Origin of the sequence: Rathayibacter sp. AY1F2 (assembly GCF_002930885.1) — a bacterium.
In the GTDB taxonomy this organism is placed as follows: domain Bacteria; phylum Actinomycetota; class Actinomycetes; order Actinomycetales; family Microbacteriaceae; genus Rathayibacter.
Genome location: NZ_PSVG01000004.1, coordinates 210,052 through 227,364, shown reverse-complemented (window position 1 = coordinate 227,364; position 17,313 = coordinate 210,052). Strand labels below are relative to the sequence as shown.

The window sequence follows — 17,313 nt, the reverse complement described above, 5'->3', positions numbered from 1 at the left end:
GTCATCGCTCCCAGAAGGACGGTCCGACGGGCTCCGTGAAGTCGCTTCTGGCGACCAGGTAACCCTCGGCGTCGACGGTGATGGGGAGCTGCGGAAGCGGACGCTTCGCCGGGCCGAAGATGACGGCGGCCTCGCGCGTGATGTCGAATTGCGACTGGTGGCACGGGCACAGCAGGTGGTGGGTCTGCTGCTCGTACAGCGCCACGGGGCAGCCGACGTGCGTGCAGATCTTGGAGTAGGCGACGATTCCGTCGTAGTTCCAGGTCTCGCGACCCTCACTGACGATGAGGTCCTCCGGCTTCAGGCGCATCAGGAGGACGGCGGCCTTGGCCTTCTCCTCCAGCTTGCCCTCGGCGTCGTTGAGGCCCTCGGGGATGACGTGGAAGGCGGATCCGAGGGTGACGTCCGATGCGAGGATCGGCGCTCCCGACGGGTCCAGGGTGAGCCTCGTGCCCTCTTCCCACAGGGTGGTCTTGAGGAGGGCGACGGGGTTCTGGTCCTGCGGGCCGAGGCCCCGGAACAGGATCACGGCGGGCAGGGGGAACACGACGAGGGAGGCGATCAGGCTGTTCCGGACGAGGGAGCGGCGGCCGAAGCCGGACTCCTTGTCGGACTGGTCGAAGATCTCGAGCGCACGGGCGCGGGTGGGCTCCGCGCTGCGGACGGGGTGGCGGATGTCGATGCCCTCGTGGTCCGACATCAGCTGCTTGCCCCAATGGACGGCGGCGATGCCGATGCCCAGGAGCGCGAGGGACATGCCCAGGCCGATGAACAGCGTGTTCAGCCGGACCGACGCGACGTCCTCGGTGATCGGGAACGCCATGTAGGCGGCTACCGCGAAGATCGAGCCCGCGAAGGAGAGGTAGAAGAGCGTGTACACCGTGCGCTCGGCACGCTTCTCGACCTTGGGGTCGAGGTCGGTCATCCGGGGGCGGTGCGGCGGGAGGCCCGGGTCCTGGACGCGGTCCCGCGTCACGACCGCGGTGCCGGCCGGAGCCGTTCCGTGCCCGGTGGCCGACGAGGTGGCGAGGTCCGTGCCACCCTCATCGTGCTCTGCCATGGTTCTCCTTTTCACGCCGTGTCGGCACCAGTCGGTGCCGTGGGTCAGTCGCGCCCGTCAGGGCGCTGCAGTCGTCTAGTTGGATCGGGCGGTGATCCACACCGTCAGGGCCACGATCGCGCCGAGGCCGAAGATCCAGAGGAACAGGCCCTCTGCGACCGGCCCGAGGGAGCCGAGCGCGAATCCGCCCGGGGACGGGTTGGCCTCGATGTACTTGAGGTACGAGATGATGTCGCGCTTGTCCTCGGGCGAGATGTTCAGGTCGTTGAAGACCGGCATGTTCTGCGGGCCGGTGACCATCGCCTCGTAGATGTGCGCCTCGGTCACGCCGCCCAGCGGGGGAGCGAACTTGCCCTCCGTGAGCGCGCCGCCGGCTCCGGCGACGTTGTGGCACATCGCGCAGTTGATGCGGAACAGCTCGGCGCCGTTCGCCGCGTCGCCCTGTCCGTCGAGGACCTCGCCCTCGGGGATCGCGGGGCCGGGGGCCAGCGACGCGACATAGGCGGCGAGCTCGCCTACCTGCTCGTCGGTGAACTGCACCGGCTTCTCGAGCGCCTGGGGGCCGTGCATCTGCATCGGCATGCGTCCGGTGCCGACCTGGAAGTCGACCGACGCCGCGCCCACTCCGATGAGGGAGGGAGCGTTGTCGGTGCCCGCGGCGTCGAGGCCGTGGCAGGTGGCGCAGTTCGCGGCGAAGAGCTTCGAGCCCTCGTCGATCGTCTGCTGGCTGGTGGACGACGTCTCGGCGGAGGCGGACGTCGCGACGCCGACCGCGGCGTAGGTCCCACCGGTGAGCCCGAGGCCGATGGCGATCAGGGCCAGGGTGGCGAGCGGGTGGCGGCGACCCTTCTTGGCTCGGCTCTTCGTCTTCGGGGAGGCCATCGAGGCGTCCTTCCTGCGGGGGTCGGGAGTGGAGTGGGGCATCGGCGGGCGCGTCACTTGAGGAAGTAGATGACGGCGAACAGGCCGACCCAGACGACGTCGACGAAGTGCCAGTAGTACGAGACGACGATGGCGCTCGTCGCCTCCTTGTGGCCGAAGTTCTTGACCGCGAAGCCACGGCCGATGACGAGGAGGAACGCGATGAGGCCGCCGGTGACGTGCAGGGCGTGGAAGCCGGTCGTCAGGTAGAAGGCGGAGCCGTAGGCGTTGCTGGAGAGCGTGACGCCCTCGGAGACGAGGGTCGCGTACTCGAGCACCTGGCCGGAGACGAAGACCGCGCCCAGGGCGTAGGTGAGGAAGAACCACTCGACCATGCCCCACTTGAACGGGCTGAGGCCCGTCGCACGCGGCTGCAGGCGCTCGGCGGCGAACACGCCGAACTGGCAGCTGAACGACGAGGCCACGAGGATCACCGTGTTCACGCCCGCGTAGGGGACGTTGAGGATCTGGGTCTCGGCGCCCCAGAGCTCGGGCGAGGTGCTGCGCAGGGTGAAGTAGATCGCGAAGAGGCCCGCGAAGAACATGACCTCGCTGCCCAGCCAGACGATCGTTCCGACCGCGACCGGGTTGGGTCGGTTCACTACGGGCGCGGTGGCCGTGGGGGAGAGAGAGGTGCTCGTCACACAGACCATTATGGCCGATGGCAGGGGAGGGAAGTCGCACTAGCCGGGAGGCGATCCTCGTCGCATAATCTGGGAGCCATGTCGGAAACCCTGTCCTGGCCGCACGTTCTCAGCGCACTCCTCGAGTCCTCCGATCTGAGCGTCTCCGAGGCGACGTGGGCCATGGAGCAGGTGATGGAGGGCGCGGCGACTCCGGCGCAGCTCGCCGGACTGCTGGTGGCCCTCCGGGCGAAGGGCGAGACCGTCGACGAGATCGTCGGCTTCCGCGACGCGATCCTCGACCACGCGGTGCCGCTGGACGTGGACCCGATGGCCCTGGACATCGTCGGGACGGGCGGGGACCGCTTCGGGACCGTCAACATCTCCTCCACCGCGTCGATCATCGCGGCCGCCGCCGGCACGCCCGTCGTGAAGCACGGGAACAAGGCCGCGTCCTCCTCCTCCGGCTCCTCCGACGTGCTCGCGGCACTCGGGGTCGACCTCTCCCTCTCCCCCGAGCGGGTGGCCGAGGTGTTCCGGCGGACGGGGATCGCCTTCGTCTTCGCGTCCCTCTTCCACCCCGGCTTCCGGCACGCCGGTCCGGTGCGCGCCGAGCTGGGCGTGCCGACGGTGTTCAACTTCCTCGGCCCGCTCTGCAATCCGGCCCGTCCCGAGGCCTCTGCGGTCGGGGTGGCGCACCTCGACCGGGTGCCGCTGGTCGTCGGCGTGTTCCGGACGCGCGGGGCGACGGCTCTGGTGTTCCGCGGGGACGACGGCCTCGACGAGCTCACGACCACGGGTCACAGCCACATCTGGGAGGTGTCGCGCGGCTCCGTGGTCGAGCACGACCTCGATCCGCGCGACCTGGGCCTGCCCCGCGCCCGGATCGACGAGCTGCGCGGCCGCGACGCCGCCTACAACGCGAGCGTGGTGCGCTCGGTGCTCGCGGGAGACGGCGGCCCCGTCCGCGACATCGTCCTTCTGAACGCGGCCGCGGGCCTCGCGGCGTTCGACCTGGCGCGCGACCCGGACCTGGTGCGCACGCCCGTCCTGGAGCGCCTGCGGACGTCGATGGACCGCGCGGCGGAGGCCGTCGACTCCGGGGCCGCCACGGCCAAGCTCGAGGAGTGGGTCCGCGAGACGCAGCGCGCCGTCGTCCCGCTGCCGTAGGCGCGAGCGCAGGGCGTAACGTGGGGCTGCTGTCCGCGACGGTGCGGGCGGCGATCCACCACGCGCCGGATCGCCCGCAGGTCACGGGACGCCCGAGTGGTGGCCCGATCCTGGAGGAGACCTCGATGAAGAAGCTCATCAACGACCCGAAGAACGTCGTCACGGAGTCGGTGGCCGGCTTCGGCCTGGCGCACGCCGACCTGGTCCGGGTGGTGTCGGATCCCCTGTTCGTGGTGCGGGCCGACGCGCCCCGCTCGGGCAAGGTGGGCATCGTCAGCGGAGGCGGCAGCGGGCACGAGCCGCTGCACGCGGGCTTCGTCGGATTCGGGATGCTGGACGCCGCCGTCCCCGGTCCCGTCTTCACCTCGCCCACGCCCGACCCGATCGTCGCGGCCACGCAGGCCGTCGACGGCGGCGCGGGTGTGCTGCACATCGTGAAGAACTACACGGGCGACGTCCTGAACTTCGAGACCGCGGCCGACCTCGCCGGCGCCGAGGGGATCGAGGTGCGCAGCGTGATCGTCGATGACGACGTCGCGGTGAAGGACTCGCTCTACACCGCGGGCCGCCGCGGCGTGGCCGGCACCGTGCTGGTCGAGCGGATCGCGGGCGCGGCGGCCGAGCGGGGCGACTCCCTCGACGAGGTCGCGACGATCGCCGAGACGGTGATCGCCAACGTGCGCTCGATGGGCGTCGCCCTCACGCCGTGCATCGTCCCGCACGCGGGCGAGCCGAGCTTCGAGCTGGGCGAGGACGAGATCGAGATCGGCATCGGCATCCACGGCGAGCCCGGCCGGGAGAAGATCGCGCTGGAGCCGGCCGACCGCATCGTCGACCGGATCCTCGGCCCGATCCTGGAGGACCTGCCGTTCTCCTCCGGGGACGAGGTGCTGCTCCTGGTGAACGGCATGGGCGGCACGCCGCAGATCGAGCTGTACCTCGCCTACCGCCGCGCAGCCGAGGCGCTGGCCGAGAAGGGGATCACCGTCGCACGCAGCCTCGTCGGCAACTACACGACGTCGCTCGAGATGCAGGGCTTCTCGCTCACCGTCCTCAAGCTCGACGACGCCCTGACCGAGCTGTGGGACTCCCCGGTGCAGACCGCGGCGCTGCGGTGGGGACGCTGAGCGCCCGCGCGCACACCATGACCGGAACGACAGCCGCAGGAGCGGCCCACGAGGAGGAGACGACCATGCAGGACGCACAGGGAGCCGGGCTCGACGCGGCGTGGGCGACGGCGTGGATCCGCCGCGCCGCCGAGTCGATCGCGGAGCACCGGGTCGAGCTGATCACGCTCGACCGGGCGATCGGCGACGGGGACCACGGCGAGAACATGGACCGCGGCTTCCAGGCCGTGGTCGCGAAGCTGGACGGGGCGCCGGAGCAGGGGCTCCCGGCGGACGTGCTCAAGCTGGTCGCGACGACGCTCATCTCCACCGTCGGCGGCGCCTCGGGCCCGCTGTTCGGCACGGCGTTCCTGAAGGCCTCCGCCGCGGTCGCGGGCGAGGACGCGCTCGAGGGCGCTGACGTCGCAGCTCTCCTGGCCGCGGCGAGGGACGGCATCGTGCTCCGCGGCAAGGCCGAGGTGGGCGACAAGACGATGGTGGACGCGTGGACGCCGGCGGTCGACGCGGCCGCGGCCGCCGCCGAGGAGGGAGCGGCTCCGGCCGACGTCCTCGCCGCGGCGGCGGAGGCGGCGCAGAAGGGAGCGGAGTCGACGGACCCGCTGGTCGCCCGCAAGGGACGCGCCAGCTACCTCGGCGAGCGCGCCATCGGGCACCGAGATCCCGGCAGCGTGTCGACCGTTCTCCTGCTCCGCGCAGCAGCCGAGGCGGCGGCGTGAGCGTCGGGCTGGTCCTGGTCTCGCACAGCGCGCAGCTGGCGGAGGGGCTGGTCGAGCTCGCGGAGCAGATGGCGGCCTCGGTCGCGCTGGTCGCCGCGGGCGGGACGGACGACGGCGGCATCGGCACCAGCTTCGACCGCATCACGGCGGCCCTGGCGGAAGCGGACTCCGGCGAGGGGGTCGTCGTCCTCTGCGACCTCGGCTCGGCGATCATGACGGCGGAGACCGCGGTCGAGTTCCTCGACGACGACGCGCGCGCCCGGGTCCGGATCGCCGACGCCCCGCTGGTGGAGGGGGCGGTCGCGGCCGCCGTCGCCGCGGGCACGGGGGCGTCGCTCGACGAGGTGCTCGCCGCCGCGGAGTCGGCCCGGGTCGAGACGCTCGCTGCTCCCGCCGAGGAGGCCTCGCCCGGTGACGAGCGCGTGCAGCGCCGCGTCCGCCTCATCAACCCGAACGGCCTGCACGCCCGTCCCGCGGCCGACTTCGTCACGCTCGCCGCCACCTTCGACGCCCGGATCGACGCGAACGGCAAGGACGCCACGAGCCTGCTCGGCGTGATGTCGCTGGGGCTCGACCGCGGGGACGAGGTCGTCCTCTCGGCGTCGGGGCCGCAGGCCCACGAGGCGGTCGGCCGGCTCGGCGATCTGGTCGAGTCGGGCTTCGGCGAGGTGTAGCGCGCCGTCGACCGGTCCAGGGACCGCGGAGGCGCCTCCTCCTACGCTGAGCGCATGGCCCTCCGCGGAACCCGACCCCCGTCTGTCCTGCTCCGCCGACTCGTCACCGTCCCGCGCGTCGTGCGCCGGGCGGACGCTCGTGCGGCCCGGCGGCTGAACGCCCGTCGCCCGTCGCCCGTCGTCGACGGGGCGCTCGTGGGGCTCTCCCGGGCCGCGGACCACGGAGTCCTCTGGGCCGGCGTCGGCATCCTGCTGCTCCTGGCGGGCCGTCCCCGCGAGGCTCTGCGGGGGACCGCCTCGCTCGCCGCGGCCAGCGCGCTCGCGAACCTGGTCGGCAAGCGCGTGTTCGGCGGCGACCGGCCGCTCCTCGTCGACGTCCCGGTCGGCCGGCGCCTGGCGACGGTGCCGACGTCGGCGTCCTTCCCCTCGGGGCACGCGGCGAGCGCCGCTGCCTTCGCCGCCGGGGTCGCGCTCGAGTCGCCCCGAGTGGGGGCGGCGGTCGCCCCGCTCGCCGCCGCCGTGGCCTTCTCCCGCCTGCACGTCGGCGTCCACTGGCTCTCGGACGTCCTCGGCGGCGCGGCGCTCGGCGCGGCGGTCGCGGTCGTCGGCCGAGCCGTCCTGCCGGCCGAGCCGCGCCACGTGCCCGTCTCGGAGCGCGCGACCCGGCCCCCCGTCGACCGCAGCCCGCTGGGGGACGGCGCCGCCCTCCTCGTGGTCCTCAACCCCGGCGCGGGCCGGGACTCGCACCGCCCCGATCCCGAGCCGCTGGTCCGAGCCCGGTTCCCGAAGGCGCGCGTGCACCGGCTGACCGAGGGGGAGGACCTCGCCGACGTGGTGCGCGAGGCGCGCTCGGGGGACTCTCCGCCCCGGGTGCTCGGGATCTACGGCGGGGACGGGACCATGTCGGTCGGTGCCGCTCTCGCCCGCGCCGAGGGGATGACGCTGCTCGTGCTGCCGGGCGGGACCATGAACCACTTCGCGAAGGCGCTGGGGCTGCTCACCGTCCAGGACGCGCTCGACGCGGCGACGATCGGCGAGCGCCGCGACGTCGACGTGGCCGAGGTCGTCGCGGACGGGGGAGACCCGGTCACGGTGCTCAACACGGTCTCGATCGGCGTCTACCCGGAGTTCGTCGCGGCCCGCGAGAAGCGCGAGAAGCGGATCGGGAAGCCGCTCGCCGCCGTGATCGCGGCCCTCTCGGTCGTGCGGCGCACCGATCCGTTCGAGCTCCGGCGCGACGGGCGCACGCAGCTCGTCTGGTCGTACTTCGTCGGGGTGAACCAGGAGCACCCGCGCACGGCCGCCCCGCTCGCCCGGCGTCGGCTCGACGACGGCCACCTCGACGTGCGCATCCTGCACTCAGGACGGACTCCTCGCACCCGGGGAGCGTTCTCGCTCCTGCTCGGCCGTACGGCGACCCCGGTGGTCGGCCGTGTGCCCGGCTGGCGGGCACCGGTGGTGGAGTCGTTCTCGACGCCGGAGATCACCGTCGGCGCGCGCCGACCCGCGGGGGACGACCCCGAGTGGGCGCACGACGGCGAGACCGAGCGCTTCGACGGCTCCCGCGACGGATTCGACGAGGCCGTGGTGCGGATCGTGCCGCTGGGCCTGCGGGTCTACGCGACCGCGGACTAGGGGGCGGTGCCGGCCCGGTCCCCGCCGTCCGGATCCGCCAGCAGTTCGGCCAGCGCGTCGAGGGCGGCGACCTGCCCGGCCACCACCAGCGAGCGGGCCTCGTCGAGCGGGTGCCACCGGGCGTCCTCCAGCTCGGGGAAGCTGCGCAGCACGCCGGAGCCCCGCGGCCACTCCAGCTCGAAGGTGTTGCTCGCGACGAAGGCGGTGTCCGCGTGTCCGCGCCCGGCGAAGACCGTGACGGTCTTGGCCGCGCTCTGCCGGAACGCGCCGAGGAGGGTCAGCTCACCGACGGGCGGAGGAGCGCCGGTCTCCTCCTCGAACTCGCGGCGCGCGGCGTCCAGCGGCGTCTCGTCGCCCGTGTGCACGCCCTTCGGGATCGTCCACGCGCGGGGGCGCCGGGTCCAGAAGGGGCCGCCCATCCGCCCGAGGAACACCTCGGTGCCGGAGGGGCCCTCGCGGTGCAGCAGGATCCCCGCGCTCGTCACCGCGGCCATCGCGTCTCTCCGGTCATCCCGCCATCCTGCCCCGCGCCCGTGGAAGGATCGGAAGGACCCGCCCGCGACCGCACGGAGTGAACCATGCACGACCAGGAGATCCTCCGACAGCTGCGCGACGCGCTCGGCGACGCGGTCCTGACCGAGGGCCCCGGGTTCGAGGCCGTGCACACCGACAAGTCGGGCTTCTCCGCACCGGGTCGCGCGCTCGCGCTCGTCGCTGCCCGCTCGGTCGAGGACGTGCAGGCGGCGCTGCGCATAGCGACGGAGCACCGGCTCCCGGTCGTGCCGCGCGGAGCGGGAACGGGCCTCGCTGCCGGGGGAGTGGCGAGCGAGGGGGCGCTCGTCCTCTCGACCGCCGCGATGGACCGCATCCTCGAGGTGTCGCTCGAGGACGAGCTGGCGGTCGTCGAGCCCGGGGTCATCAATCAGGCGCTGTCGGACGCCGTCGCTCCACACGGCCTCGTCTTCTCGCCCGACCCCGCGAGCCGCGCGATCTCGAGCATCGGCGGCAACATCGCGACGAACGCCGGGGGGCTGCTGTGCGCCAAGTACGGCGTGACCCGGGAAGCGGTGCTCGGGTTGACGGTCGTCCTCCCCGACGGACGCCTGCTCCGCACCGGCCGCCGCAGCGTGAAGGGAGTCACCGGGTACGACCTCACCGCGCTCCTGACCGGCTCCGAGGGGACGCTGGGCGTCATCGTGGAGGCCACCGTGAAGCTCCGCCCGATCCCGACCGGGCGCGTGATCACGGTCGGCGCGTACTTCCCGAGCGTCGTCGCCGCGGCCGCCGCCTCCGCCGCGATCACCGCCGCGCGGCTCCGTCCCGCGGTGATGGAGCTGATGGACGAGGCGGCGCTCGCCGCGATCTCGCGCTACACCGGAGCGAGCCTGGACCGCGGTGCCGCCTACCTCCTCGTCCAGACGGACGGCGGAGGAGCGGCGGAGGAGTCGCAGCGGGTCCTCGAGATCGTGACCGCCTCCGGGGGCGCCGCCGAGGCGACCGAGGACCCGGCCGAGGGCGAGGCTCTGCTGGCCGTCCGCCGGGCCTTCCACCCGGCGCTCGAGGCGGAGGGCCGGGTGCTGATCGAGGACGTCTGCGTGCCCCGCTCGGCGCTGCCGGCGATGTTCGCGGCGATCCGCGGCATCGAGGAGCGGACGGGGCTCAGCATCCCCACCGTCGCCCACGCGGTGGACGGGAACCTCCATCCGAACTTCGTGCTGCCCGCGGGGGACGGACCCGTGGGGGAGGACGTCTGGGGCGCCGCGGCGGAGCTCTTCCGCACGGCCCTGGCCCTCGGCGGCACGCTCACGGGCGAGCACGGCGTGGGACTGCTCAAGCGGCGCTGGCTGGCGGAGGAGCTGGGCGAGGACTCGCTGGCGCTCCAGCGCGGGATCAAGGCCGTGTTCGACCCGCTGGGGATCATGAACCCGGGGAAGGTCTTCTGAGGAGGGCGCCCCGGGCTACAGCAGCTCGGCCGTGATCATCGAGGCGGTGAGCACGATCGTCGCCGCGGACATCAGCCAGTAGAGGACCGTCTCGCGCCAGGACCCGGCGGAGCCCAGCACGGGCAGCGCGGCGTAGCCGCCGGTGGTCCAGACGTGGCGCAGCGGTGTCCGGCGCAGGCGCCGCGGCAGGCGCACGCGCAGCGGCCACAGCCAGTTGATCCCGCCGGTCGTGAGGGCGTCGCCGGCCACGTGCACGAGGTAGCCCAGCGTCGCGGCGACCCGGAGCCACGCCCAGGTGCCGTCGGCGAGCGCGACGAGCAGGACCGTGACGACCGTCGCCCCGGCCCAGGCGCTGCGCCAGGAGGGGGCGGCCCGGACGGCCTTCGCGGCGAACGCGAGGGCGGGCAGCGTGAGCACGGCGGCCACGGCGACGGGGCCGACGACCGGCACCGGGAAGCGCAGCGCCGTGAGCACCGGCACCAGGTACCAGACGACGGCGACCGCGAGCAGCGAGTGCATCCCGTGCCGGTGCCCTCCGCTGATCCGGCCCGCGGTCGCCGTGAGCAGGGAGGCGCCCGGCGCCGAGCGGGAGACGGTCGCGCTCGCGTGGTCCGCGTCGGGCACCAGGGCCCAGCCGGCGGCGACTCCTAGGCCGACCAGTCGGAGGTCGAGCGGGAGACCCGCGAGGCCGAGGGGCCCGGCGACGGCGGGCACGGAGGCGGCGACGGCCCAGGCGAGCGCACCGGAGACGGCGTGCGAGCGGCCCATCATCGCGGGTCGGCTCCTTCGACTGGGCGCTGCGAGGCCGGAGGACGACCGCGGCGGCACGAGAGAACCCCCGGCCGAGTGCGTGAGCACGGACCGGGGGTGAGGGTGGGCGATACCGGACTCGAACCGATGACCTCTTCCGTGTGAAGGAAGCGCGCTACCAACTGCGCCAATCGCCCAGGGGGACGTGCTGGACGACCCGAGAGACGATCGTAGCGGATCCGCGGGGCCCGGATGCACCGCCGACGCCCGCCACGCCCGGGTGAACGGACGGCGACGAGCCGGTTTCGCGCGGAAAGACGCGGATCGGACTCCGAGCGGCGGGATCGGCGTCCGCTCGATTTGGATTCCGGCGCCGCTGTCGTATACATTCTTCTAGGTCGAGCCGGGCAGCGAAAGCGCCGGACAGACAGCAAGACAGCACGGCACGCAAAACGGCAACACCAGTACGACCTACATGCGGATGTGGCGCAGCGGTAGCGCATCACCTTGCCAAGGTGAGGGTCGCGAGTTCGAATCTCGTCATCCGCTCGAACACCGGTCCTCGGACCGGCGTCATCGGGACGGCACCCTCGGGTGCCTCCCACCTGGTCGGCCCTCGGGCCGCCGACACCGAATCCCGTACACGGTGGATTGGCCGAGAGGCGAGGCAGCGGCCTGCAAAGCCGTATACACGGGTTCGAATCCCGTATCCACCTCGATCGTTCACCGAACGAGGCGCTCCGCACGGAGCAACGGGCGATTGGCGCAGCGGTAGCGCGCTTCCCTGACACGGAAGAGGTCACTGGTTCGATCCCAGTATCGCCCACCACGAGAACCCCCGGCCCCTGGCCGGGGGTTCTGTCGTTCCCGGCTCCGGCGCTACCCTCGCAGGATGCCCGCCCCGATCCCCGTCGACGACCAGGGCACCCTCCTGCGGCTCGTCTCGCGGGACGACGGACCTGCCCTCGCCGCCGCGTACCGGCGCAACCGCCGGCACCTCACGCCCTGGGAGCCGACGCGCTCGACCCGCTTCTTCGAGGCGGGGGGCCAGACCGACGCCGTCGCCGACGCACTCGCCGCGCACCGGGCCGGCAGCGTCCTCCCGCTCGTCCTCGACGCGGGCGGCGTGATCGTCGGTCGGCTGACTCTCGCGAACATCGTCCGCGGCGCCTTCGACAGCGGCGATCTCGGCTACTGGCTCGACAGCGGTCTGCAGGGCCGCGGCGTGATGACCCGCGCGGTCGGAGCCGTCCTGCGCACCGCGCGGGAGGATCTGGGGCTGCACCGCGTGCAGGCCGGGACGCTCCTCCACAACGTCGGATCGCAGACAGTGCTGCAGCGCAACGGCTTCGAGCGGATCGGCGTCGCGCGGCGCTACCTGCGGATCGCCGGGGAGTGGCAGGACCACGTCCTCTTCCAGGCGCTGCTCGAGGGCGGCCCGCTCCAGCCTCCGCCGACTCCGCTCGTCTAGGGTGAGCGGCGCCGGCCTTCTCCCGGCGCTCCGAGCGGGAGGGACGCGCCCATGACCACGCGGCACATCGGCGGACGAGAGTTCGACTTCGAGCGGCAGGTGGCCGTGATGGCGGTCGTGAACCGCACACCCGACTCCTTCTACGACAAGGGCTCCACCTTCGCCCTGGACAGCGCCATCGCGGCCGCCGTGCGCGCCGCGGAGCTCGGCGCCGACTGGGTGGACATCGGCGGAGTGCCGTTCGGCCGCGGCCCCGCTGTCACGCTCCAGGAGGAGCTCGACCGGGTCGTCCCCGTCGTGGCGGGCATCGCGGAGCGGAGCGACGTGGTCGTCTCGGTGGACACGACGAGCGCCGAGGTCGCGCGCGCGAGCATCGCCGCGGGCGCCTCCGTCATCAACGACACGAGCGGGCTGCACGACCCCCGGATGCTCGAGGTCGTCGCCTCCTCCTCCGCTCAGCTCGTCATCACCCACAGCGTGGGCGCTCCCCGCAGCGAGCCGGAGAGACCCGAGTACGACGACGTCGTGGCGACGGTGGTCGACTACCTGCGGAGCCGCGTCGATCGCGCGCTCTCGGGTGGAGTGCCTGCCGGGAGGATCATCGTCGATCCGGGTCACGACCTGAACAAGAACACCCTGCACACGCTCGAGCTCACCCGCCGGCTGGGCGAGGTGGCCGCGCTCGGCCTCCCGGTGCTCGCCGCGGTCTCCAACAAGGACTTCATCGGCGAGGCGCTGGACCGGCCGCAGGGGGAGCGCCTCGAGGGCTCCCTCGCCGCCGCGGTGATCTGCATCCTGAACGGTGCGCGGATCGTGCGCATGCACGACGTGCGCCAGGCGGTGGACGCCGTGCGGATGACGGAGGCGGTGTTGGGCTGGCGAGCGCCCGTCTTCCTTCGCCACAACGTGGAGCCGGCGGCGTGAGCGCCCGCATCGACGGCCTGTCGCCGGCCGGGCAGGACCTGTCCGACCAGGCTCTGCTGGCCCTCTACGCGGACGGGGCCGGCGAGCAGTGGCTCCGGGTCAACTTCGTCGCGAGCGTCGACGGAGCGGTCACCCGCGACGGCGTCTCGGGCGATCTCGGGGGCGCGGCGGACCTGCGCGTGTTCGACCTGCTCCGCCGGCTCGCCGACGTCGTGCTCGTCGCGGCCGGCACGGTGCGGACCGAGGGCTACGGCCCGATGGTGCTGAGCGACGAGTCCGTGCGGGCGCGGCTCGGCACCGGGCTCGCCCCGCAGCCCGTCTTCGCGATCGTCTCGGGGTCGCTCGACCTCGATCCCGCCTCGCGGATCTTCACCGAGGCGCCGGTGCGCCCGACCGTCGTGACCACCGGCTCCTCGCCGGCCCGCCGCCGCGCGGAGCTCGCCGAGGTCGCCGACGTGCTCGTCTGCGGCGACGCAGAGCTCGACGCGACGCGGATGCGGGCGCAGCTCGCGGAGCGGGGGCTCGGCAGGATCCACTGCGAGGGCGGTCCGTCGCTGCTCGGGACCCTCCTCGCCGCGGACGCCGTCGACGAGCTCTGCCTGACCGTCGCTCCGACGCTCGAGGCGGGGGACTCCGGGAGGCTCGCCCGCGGCGACGTCCCCGGACCGCGCCCGCAGCACCTGGCGCACGTGCTCAGCGCCGGCGACACGCTGCTCCTGCGCTACCTCCGCCGGCGCTGACCCGCCCTACTCGCGGCGCCGCTCGTTCCCGTCGCGCTTGGCCTCGGAGGCCGGACGGGCGGCGATCACGGGGTGGGCGCCGGTGAAGCCGTCACGGGCGGACGCGATCGCCAGGATGCGCGGCTTCGCGACGTGCCAGCCCACGATCAGGGCGGGCACGCCGACCACCGCGACGATCCCCACGGTCCAGGTGCCGGTCGGGAAGTCGACGGCGATGAGGACCACCACGATCACCAGGAACGCCAGGGTGAGCCACGAGGTCACCGGGGCGCCGGGCATCCGGAAGGACGGGCGCTCCAGGCGCCCCTGGGCCGCCCAGCGCTGCAGCTGCATCTGGCAGAGGACGATCATGCCCCAGCCCGTGACGATGCCCAGCGCCGAGACGTTGAGGACGATCTCGAAGGCCTCGGACGGCACGAAAAGGTTCAGCACGATCCCGATCAGGGTGATGCTCGCCGTGAGCAGGATGCCGCCGTAGGGGACGCCCTGCTTGTTCATCCGGCCGGTGAAGGCGGGGGCGGAGCCGTTGAGCGCCATGGAGCGGAGGATGCGGCCGGTCGAGTAGAGCCCGGCGTTGATGCTGGAGAGCGCGGCCGTCAGCACGACGAAGTTCATGATCGATCCGGCGATCTCGCCCGAGGAGCCGTCGCCCAGCGAGCTGAAGAACGTGACGAACGGGCTCTCGCCCTTCGAGTAGGCCGTGTAGGGCAGCAGCAGCGTCAGCAGCAGCACCGAGCCGACGTAGAAGACTGCGATGCGCAGGATGACCGAGTTGATGGCGCGCGGGATGACCTTCGCCGGCTCCGCGGTCTCGCCCGCCGCCGTGCCGACCAGCTCGACTCCGGAGTAGGCGAACACCACGCCCTGGACGACCAGGACGCTGGCGATCAGGCCGCCGGGCAGGATGCCGCCGTTGTCGTTCCAGAGGCTGATCCCGGGGTCCACGGCGACGCCGCCGGACTGCAGCGGCCAGCCCGCGGCGAGCACGACGACGCCGATCACCAGGAAGACCACCAGCGCCGTGACCTTGATCAGCGCGAACCAGAACTCCAGCTCCCCGAAGACCTTGACCGAGACGAGGTTCAGCGAGAGCACGACGACCAGGGCGATGAGTGCGAGGAGCCACTGGGGCACGGAGGAGAAGAGCGACCAGTACTTCACGTACAGGGCCACCGCGGTGACGTCGGCGATCGCGGTCATCGCCCAGTTCAGGAAGTACATCCATCCGGCGACGAAGGCGGCCTTCTCGCCCAGGAACTCGCGGGCGTAGGAGATGAAGGAGCCCGAGCTCGGCCGGTGCAGGACCAGCTCGCCGAGCGCGCGGAGGATCAGGTAGGCGAAGACGCCGCAGACCGCGTACACGACGACGAGCGAGGGACCGGCGGTGGCGAGTCGGCCGCCCGCGCCGAGGAAGAGGCCGGTGCCGATCGCGCCGCCGATGGCGATCATCTGCAGCTGCCGGGGCTTGAGCCCGGGACGGTAGCCCTCCTGCTCCTTCGAGAAGTCGGGCTGCACGGGCCCGCGGTCGTCGTCGCTCTGCGTCACGGGGGCTCCCTCGTCACCGGATCGCGCCGGGCGGCTGCTCCGACACGCCCGTCAGGGTAAGGGCGCGCTGCTCGGAGGAGGCGGGTGGCGCGGTCCGCGGCATGCGGATCCTCTCAGGATCGGGGCGCCTACCCTGGAGGCATGAGCGGTCCCGACCTCGCACGGCAGTCCTCGCTCGAGGGCGTCCGGATCCCGTCGCCGGCGAGGTGCCTGAACGGCGGCACCGATCCGGCGCTCGTCTGGCGCAACGAGCTCGACGGGCTGACCTTCCGCGTGGACGCCGGGTATCTGAAGTGGAATCCCCGGTCCACGGGCGTCGACCTCCGTCGCGAGATCGCGCGTCTGCGCTGGCTGGAGGGGCGGATCGACGCGCCCCGGATCCTGGAGGCGGGCGAGGACGAGGAGGGGCAGTGGCTCCTCACCGCACCGCTGCCCGGGCGGAGCGCCGTCGATCCGAAGTGGACAGCCCGGCCGGAGGAGGCCGTCCGCGCGATCGCGGCCGGCCTGCGGGCGGTCCACGCGCTCCCCGTCGACGCGGTGCCCGAGGAGCTGCGCGGCGACTCCTGGTTCGCGCGCCGGCCGTCGGCGCTCGGCGCGGCTCCGGAGCTCGTGGACCCCGTCGTGGTGCACGGCGACGCGTGCGCTCCGAACACGCTGGTCGACGACGACGGACGCTGGAGCGGCACGGTCGACGTCGGCGACCTGGGCGTGGGCGACCGCTGGGCGGATCTGGCGGTCGCCGCGGTCAGCCTCGGCTGGAACTACGGCCCCGGCCACACCCCGCTGCTCCTCGCGGAGTACGGAGCGGATCCGGACGACGAGCGCGCGGCCTACTACCGCGCGCTCTGGTCGTCCGAGTCCTGAGTCATTTCTTCTTCGCGGCCTCGTCGTCCTGGGCCGCGCCCTCGTCGCTGCGGTTCTCGCTCGCCAGGCGCAGCCAGCGTCCGTCGCGGACGTCCTTCTCGTGCACGGCCGCCTTCTTGTCGCTCGCGGCGGTGTCGCGCGGGGGGAGCTGGATGGTCTCCTCCGCCTCGATGCCCGCCTGCAGCTCGCGTCCGCGCTCGAGCTCGGCGTCGAACTCCGCGCCGAAGAGCAGGGCGATGTTGGTGATCCAGATCCAGAGGAGGAAGACGATCACCGCGCCGAGCGAGCCGTAGGTCTTGTTGTAGTTGGAGAAGTTGGCCACGTAGAACGCGAAGCCGGTCGAGGCGATCAGCCAGATCGCCAGGGCGACGATCGATCCGATGCTGATCCAGCGGAACTTCGGCTGGCGGATGTTGGGCGCCCAGTAGTACAGGGTCGCGACGATCACGATCGCGATGACCACGAGCACCGGCCATTTCGCGATGTTCCACACGGTGAGGGCGGCGGGGCCGAGGCCCACGACGTCGCCGACGGCGGTCGCGACCGGTCCGCTGAGGACGAGGATGAGCGCCGCGATCACGATCAGGACGACCGTCACCACGGTCACGCCGAGCATCGTCGGGCGGAGCTTCCAGAAGGGGCGCCCCTCGTCGATCTGGTAGACGCGGTTCATCGCGCGGCCGAAGGCGCCGACGTAGCCGGAGGCGGACCAGATCGCTCCGACGACACCGGTCACGAAGGCGAGACCCGCGGCGGAGGAGCTGGTCAGCGCCTGGATCGGGTCGCGCAGCAGGTCGACGACCTCGCTCGACGCGAGGTTCCCGATCAGGTCGAGGACCAGATCGGTGGTGGCCTGCGCCTGGCCGAAGAGCCCCAGCACCGACACGATCGCGAGCAGGGCGGGGAAGAGCGCGAGCACGGCGTAGTAGGTGAGCGCGGCGGCGAGGTCGGTGCACTGGTCCGCGCCGAACTCGCGGGCCGTCTTCTTGAGGACGTAGAACCAGGAGCGCTTGGTGATGTCGGTGACGTCGTCGGGCTTCCGGGAATCGTCGGGATCGGGCGCTGTCTTCTCGCGGGTCGTGCTCTGCTCGGCCATGCGGACACGCTACGGGGCCGACAGTCGTCGGACGGCCCCCTTGACGGCGCGGCC

The 17,313-nt window shown here is 72.8% G+C and carries 17 protein-coding genes and 4 tRNA genes; 13 read left to right on the top strand and 8 right to left on the bottom strand.

The features are described from left to right. Nucleotide 1: 1 nt before the first annotated feature. The 3 genes from C5C54_RS05445 to C5C54_RS05435 form a co-directional block, all read right to left on the bottom strand. Nucleotides 2-1,060 carry a ubiquinol-cytochrome c reductase iron-sulfur subunit gene (locus C5C54_RS05445; RefSeq protein ID WP_104225358.1) on the bottom strand — a complete coding sequence of 353 codons (1,059 nt, stop codon included), beginning with the start codon at nt 1,058-1,060 and terminating at the stop codon, nt 2-4. A 75-nt stretch (nt 1,061-1,135) separates the two neighbouring features. After that, nucleotides 1,136-1,942, bottom strand: coding sequence for a c-type cytochrome (locus C5C54_RS05440; RefSeq protein WP_104224648.1), 807 nt, complete (start codon nt 1,940-1,942; stop codon nt 1,136-1,138). A 53-nt stretch (nt 1,943-1,995) separates the two neighbouring features. Then, nucleotides 1,996-2,634, bottom strand: a complete 639-nt coding sequence (locus C5C54_RS05435; RefSeq protein ID WP_104224647.1) for a heme-copper oxidase subunit III — start codon at nt 2,632-2,634, stop codon at nt 1,996-1,998. Between the two features lie 69 nt (nt 2,635-2,703). On the opposite strand from C5C54_RS05435, the gene trpD reads away from it, so the two are divergent. The 5 genes from trpD to C5C54_RS05410 all read left to right on the top strand — a co-directional run bounded on the left by trpD (nt 2,704) and on the right by C5C54_RS05410 (nt 7,926). After that, entirely contained in the window at nt 2,704-3,774 is a 1,071-nt protein-coding gene (trpD, locus tag C5C54_RS05430; protein WP_104225357.1) for an anthranilate phosphoribosyltransferase, read from the top strand. A gap of 125 nt (nt 3,775-3,899) precedes the next feature. Continuing rightward, nucleotides 3,900-4,901, top strand: coding sequence for a dihydroxyacetone kinase subunit DhaK (gene dhaK / locus C5C54_RS05425; RefSeq protein ID WP_104224645.1), 1,002 nt, complete (start codon nt 3,900-3,902; stop codon nt 4,899-4,901). 65 nt (nt 4,902-4,966) lie between these two features. Then, nucleotides 4,967-5,617 (top strand): dihydroxyacetone kinase subunit DhaL, encoded by a 651-nt coding sequence (gene dhaL, locus C5C54_RS05420; protein WP_104261619.1) that lies wholly within the window; start codon nt 4,967-4,969, stop codon nt 5,615-5,617. Further along, nucleotides 5,614-6,291, top strand: coding sequence for a dihydroxyacetone kinase phosphoryl donor subunit DhaM (gene dhaM / locus C5C54_RS05415; protein WP_104261615.1), 678 nt, complete (start codon nt 5,614-5,616; stop codon nt 6,289-6,291). Before dhaL ends, dhaM begins: the two co-directional genes overlap by 4 nt. 54 nt (nt 6,292-6,345) lie before the next feature. Then, a complete protein-coding gene (locus C5C54_RS05410) occupies nt 6,346-7,926 on the top strand; it encodes a bifunctional phosphatase PAP2/diacylglycerol kinase family protein (RefSeq protein ID WP_104287935.1) in 1,581 nt (526 codons plus the stop codon). Here the strand turns inward: C5C54_RS05410 and C5C54_RS05405 are convergent. Continuing rightward, the gene (locus C5C54_RS05405) at nt 7,923-8,420 is read right to left on the bottom strand and encodes an NUDIX domain-containing protein (protein WP_104246759.1); all 498 of its coding nucleotides are present in this window, start codon (nt 8,418-8,420) and stop codon (nt 7,923-7,925) included. The two genes, C5C54_RS05410 and C5C54_RS05405, sit on opposite strands and share 4 nt — an antisense overlap. Nucleotides 8,421-8,504: 84 nt before the next feature. Here C5C54_RS05405 and C5C54_RS05400 point away from each other — a divergent pair, with 84 nt between their 5' ends. Further along, nucleotides 8,505-9,869: an FAD-binding oxidoreductase gene (locus C5C54_RS05400; RefSeq protein WP_104287934.1), complete on the top strand. Its 1,365-nt coding sequence runs from the start codon at nt 8,505-8,507 to the stop codon at nt 9,867-9,869. 15 nt (nt 9,870-9,884) lie between these two features. On the opposite strand, the gene C5C54_RS05395 is transcribed toward C5C54_RS05400, so the two are convergent. Both C5C54_RS05395 and C5C54_RS05390 read right to left on the bottom strand, forming a co-directional pair. Next, on the bottom strand, nt 9,885-10,640 hold the full coding sequence (locus tag C5C54_RS05395) for a metal-dependent hydrolase (RefSeq protein ID WP_104287933.1): 756 nt from the start codon (nt 10,638-10,640) through the stop codon (nt 9,885-9,887). 103 nt (nt 10,641-10,743) lie between these two features. Continuing rightward, nucleotides 10,744-10,816 (bottom strand) — tRNA-Val (locus C5C54_RS05390). Nucleotides 10,817-11,096: 280 nt separating this feature from the next. Here C5C54_RS05390 and C5C54_RS05385 point away from each other — a divergent pair. The 6 genes from C5C54_RS05385 to C5C54_RS05360 all read left to right on the top strand — a co-directional run bounded on the left by C5C54_RS05385 (nt 11,097) and on the right by C5C54_RS05360 (nt 13,754). Beyond that, nucleotides 11,097-11,168, top strand: a tRNA-Gly gene (locus tag C5C54_RS05385). Between the two features lie 96 nt (nt 11,169-11,264). Continuing rightward, nucleotides 11,265-11,335: transfer RNA gene (locus tag C5C54_RS05380), tRNA-Cys, on the top strand. 38 nt (nt 11,336-11,373) lie between these two features. Further along, nucleotides 11,374-11,448: transfer RNA gene (locus C5C54_RS05375), tRNA-Val, on the top strand. 63 nt (nt 11,449-11,511) lie between these two features. Continuing rightward, nucleotides 11,512-12,090 carry a GNAT family N-acetyltransferase gene (locus C5C54_RS05370; protein WP_104287932.1) on the top strand — a complete coding sequence of 193 codons (579 nt, stop codon included), beginning with the start codon at nt 11,512-11,514 and terminating at the stop codon, nt 12,088-12,090. Between the two features lie 51 nt (nt 12,091-12,141). Next, nucleotides 12,142-13,014 (top strand): dihydropteroate synthase, encoded by an 873-nt coding sequence (gene folP / locus C5C54_RS05365; protein ID WP_104287931.1) that lies wholly within the window; start codon nt 12,142-12,144, stop codon nt 13,012-13,014. Further along, nucleotides 13,011-13,754, top strand: coding sequence for a pyrimidine reductase family protein (locus C5C54_RS05360; protein ID WP_104256167.1), 744 nt, complete (start codon nt 13,011-13,013; stop codon nt 13,752-13,754). The genes folP and C5C54_RS05360 overlap by 4 nt, the downstream gene beginning before the upstream one ends. Nucleotides 13,755-13,760: 6 nt before the next feature. Here C5C54_RS05360 and C5C54_RS05355 read toward each other — a convergent pair whose 3' ends face one another. After that, nucleotides 13,761-15,299: an amino acid permease gene (locus C5C54_RS05355; protein WP_244229624.1), complete on the bottom strand. Its 1,539-nt coding sequence runs from the start codon at nt 15,297-15,299 to the stop codon at nt 13,761-13,763. A 141-nt stretch (nt 15,300-15,440) separates the two neighbouring features. On the opposite strand from C5C54_RS05355, the gene C5C54_RS05350 reads away from it, so the two are divergent. Further along, entirely contained in the window at nt 15,441-16,163 is a 723-nt protein-coding gene (locus C5C54_RS05350; protein ID WP_104287930.1) for an aminoglycoside 3'-phosphotransferase, read from the top strand. 1 nt (nt 16,164) lies between these two features. Here C5C54_RS05350 and C5C54_RS05345 read toward each other — a convergent pair whose 3' ends face one another. Next, a complete protein-coding gene (locus C5C54_RS05345; RefSeq protein WP_104225345.1) occupies nt 16,165-17,259 on the bottom strand; it encodes a YihY/virulence factor BrkB family protein in 1,095 nt (364 codons plus the stop codon). Between the last annotated feature and the right edge of the window lie 54 nt (nt 17,260-17,313).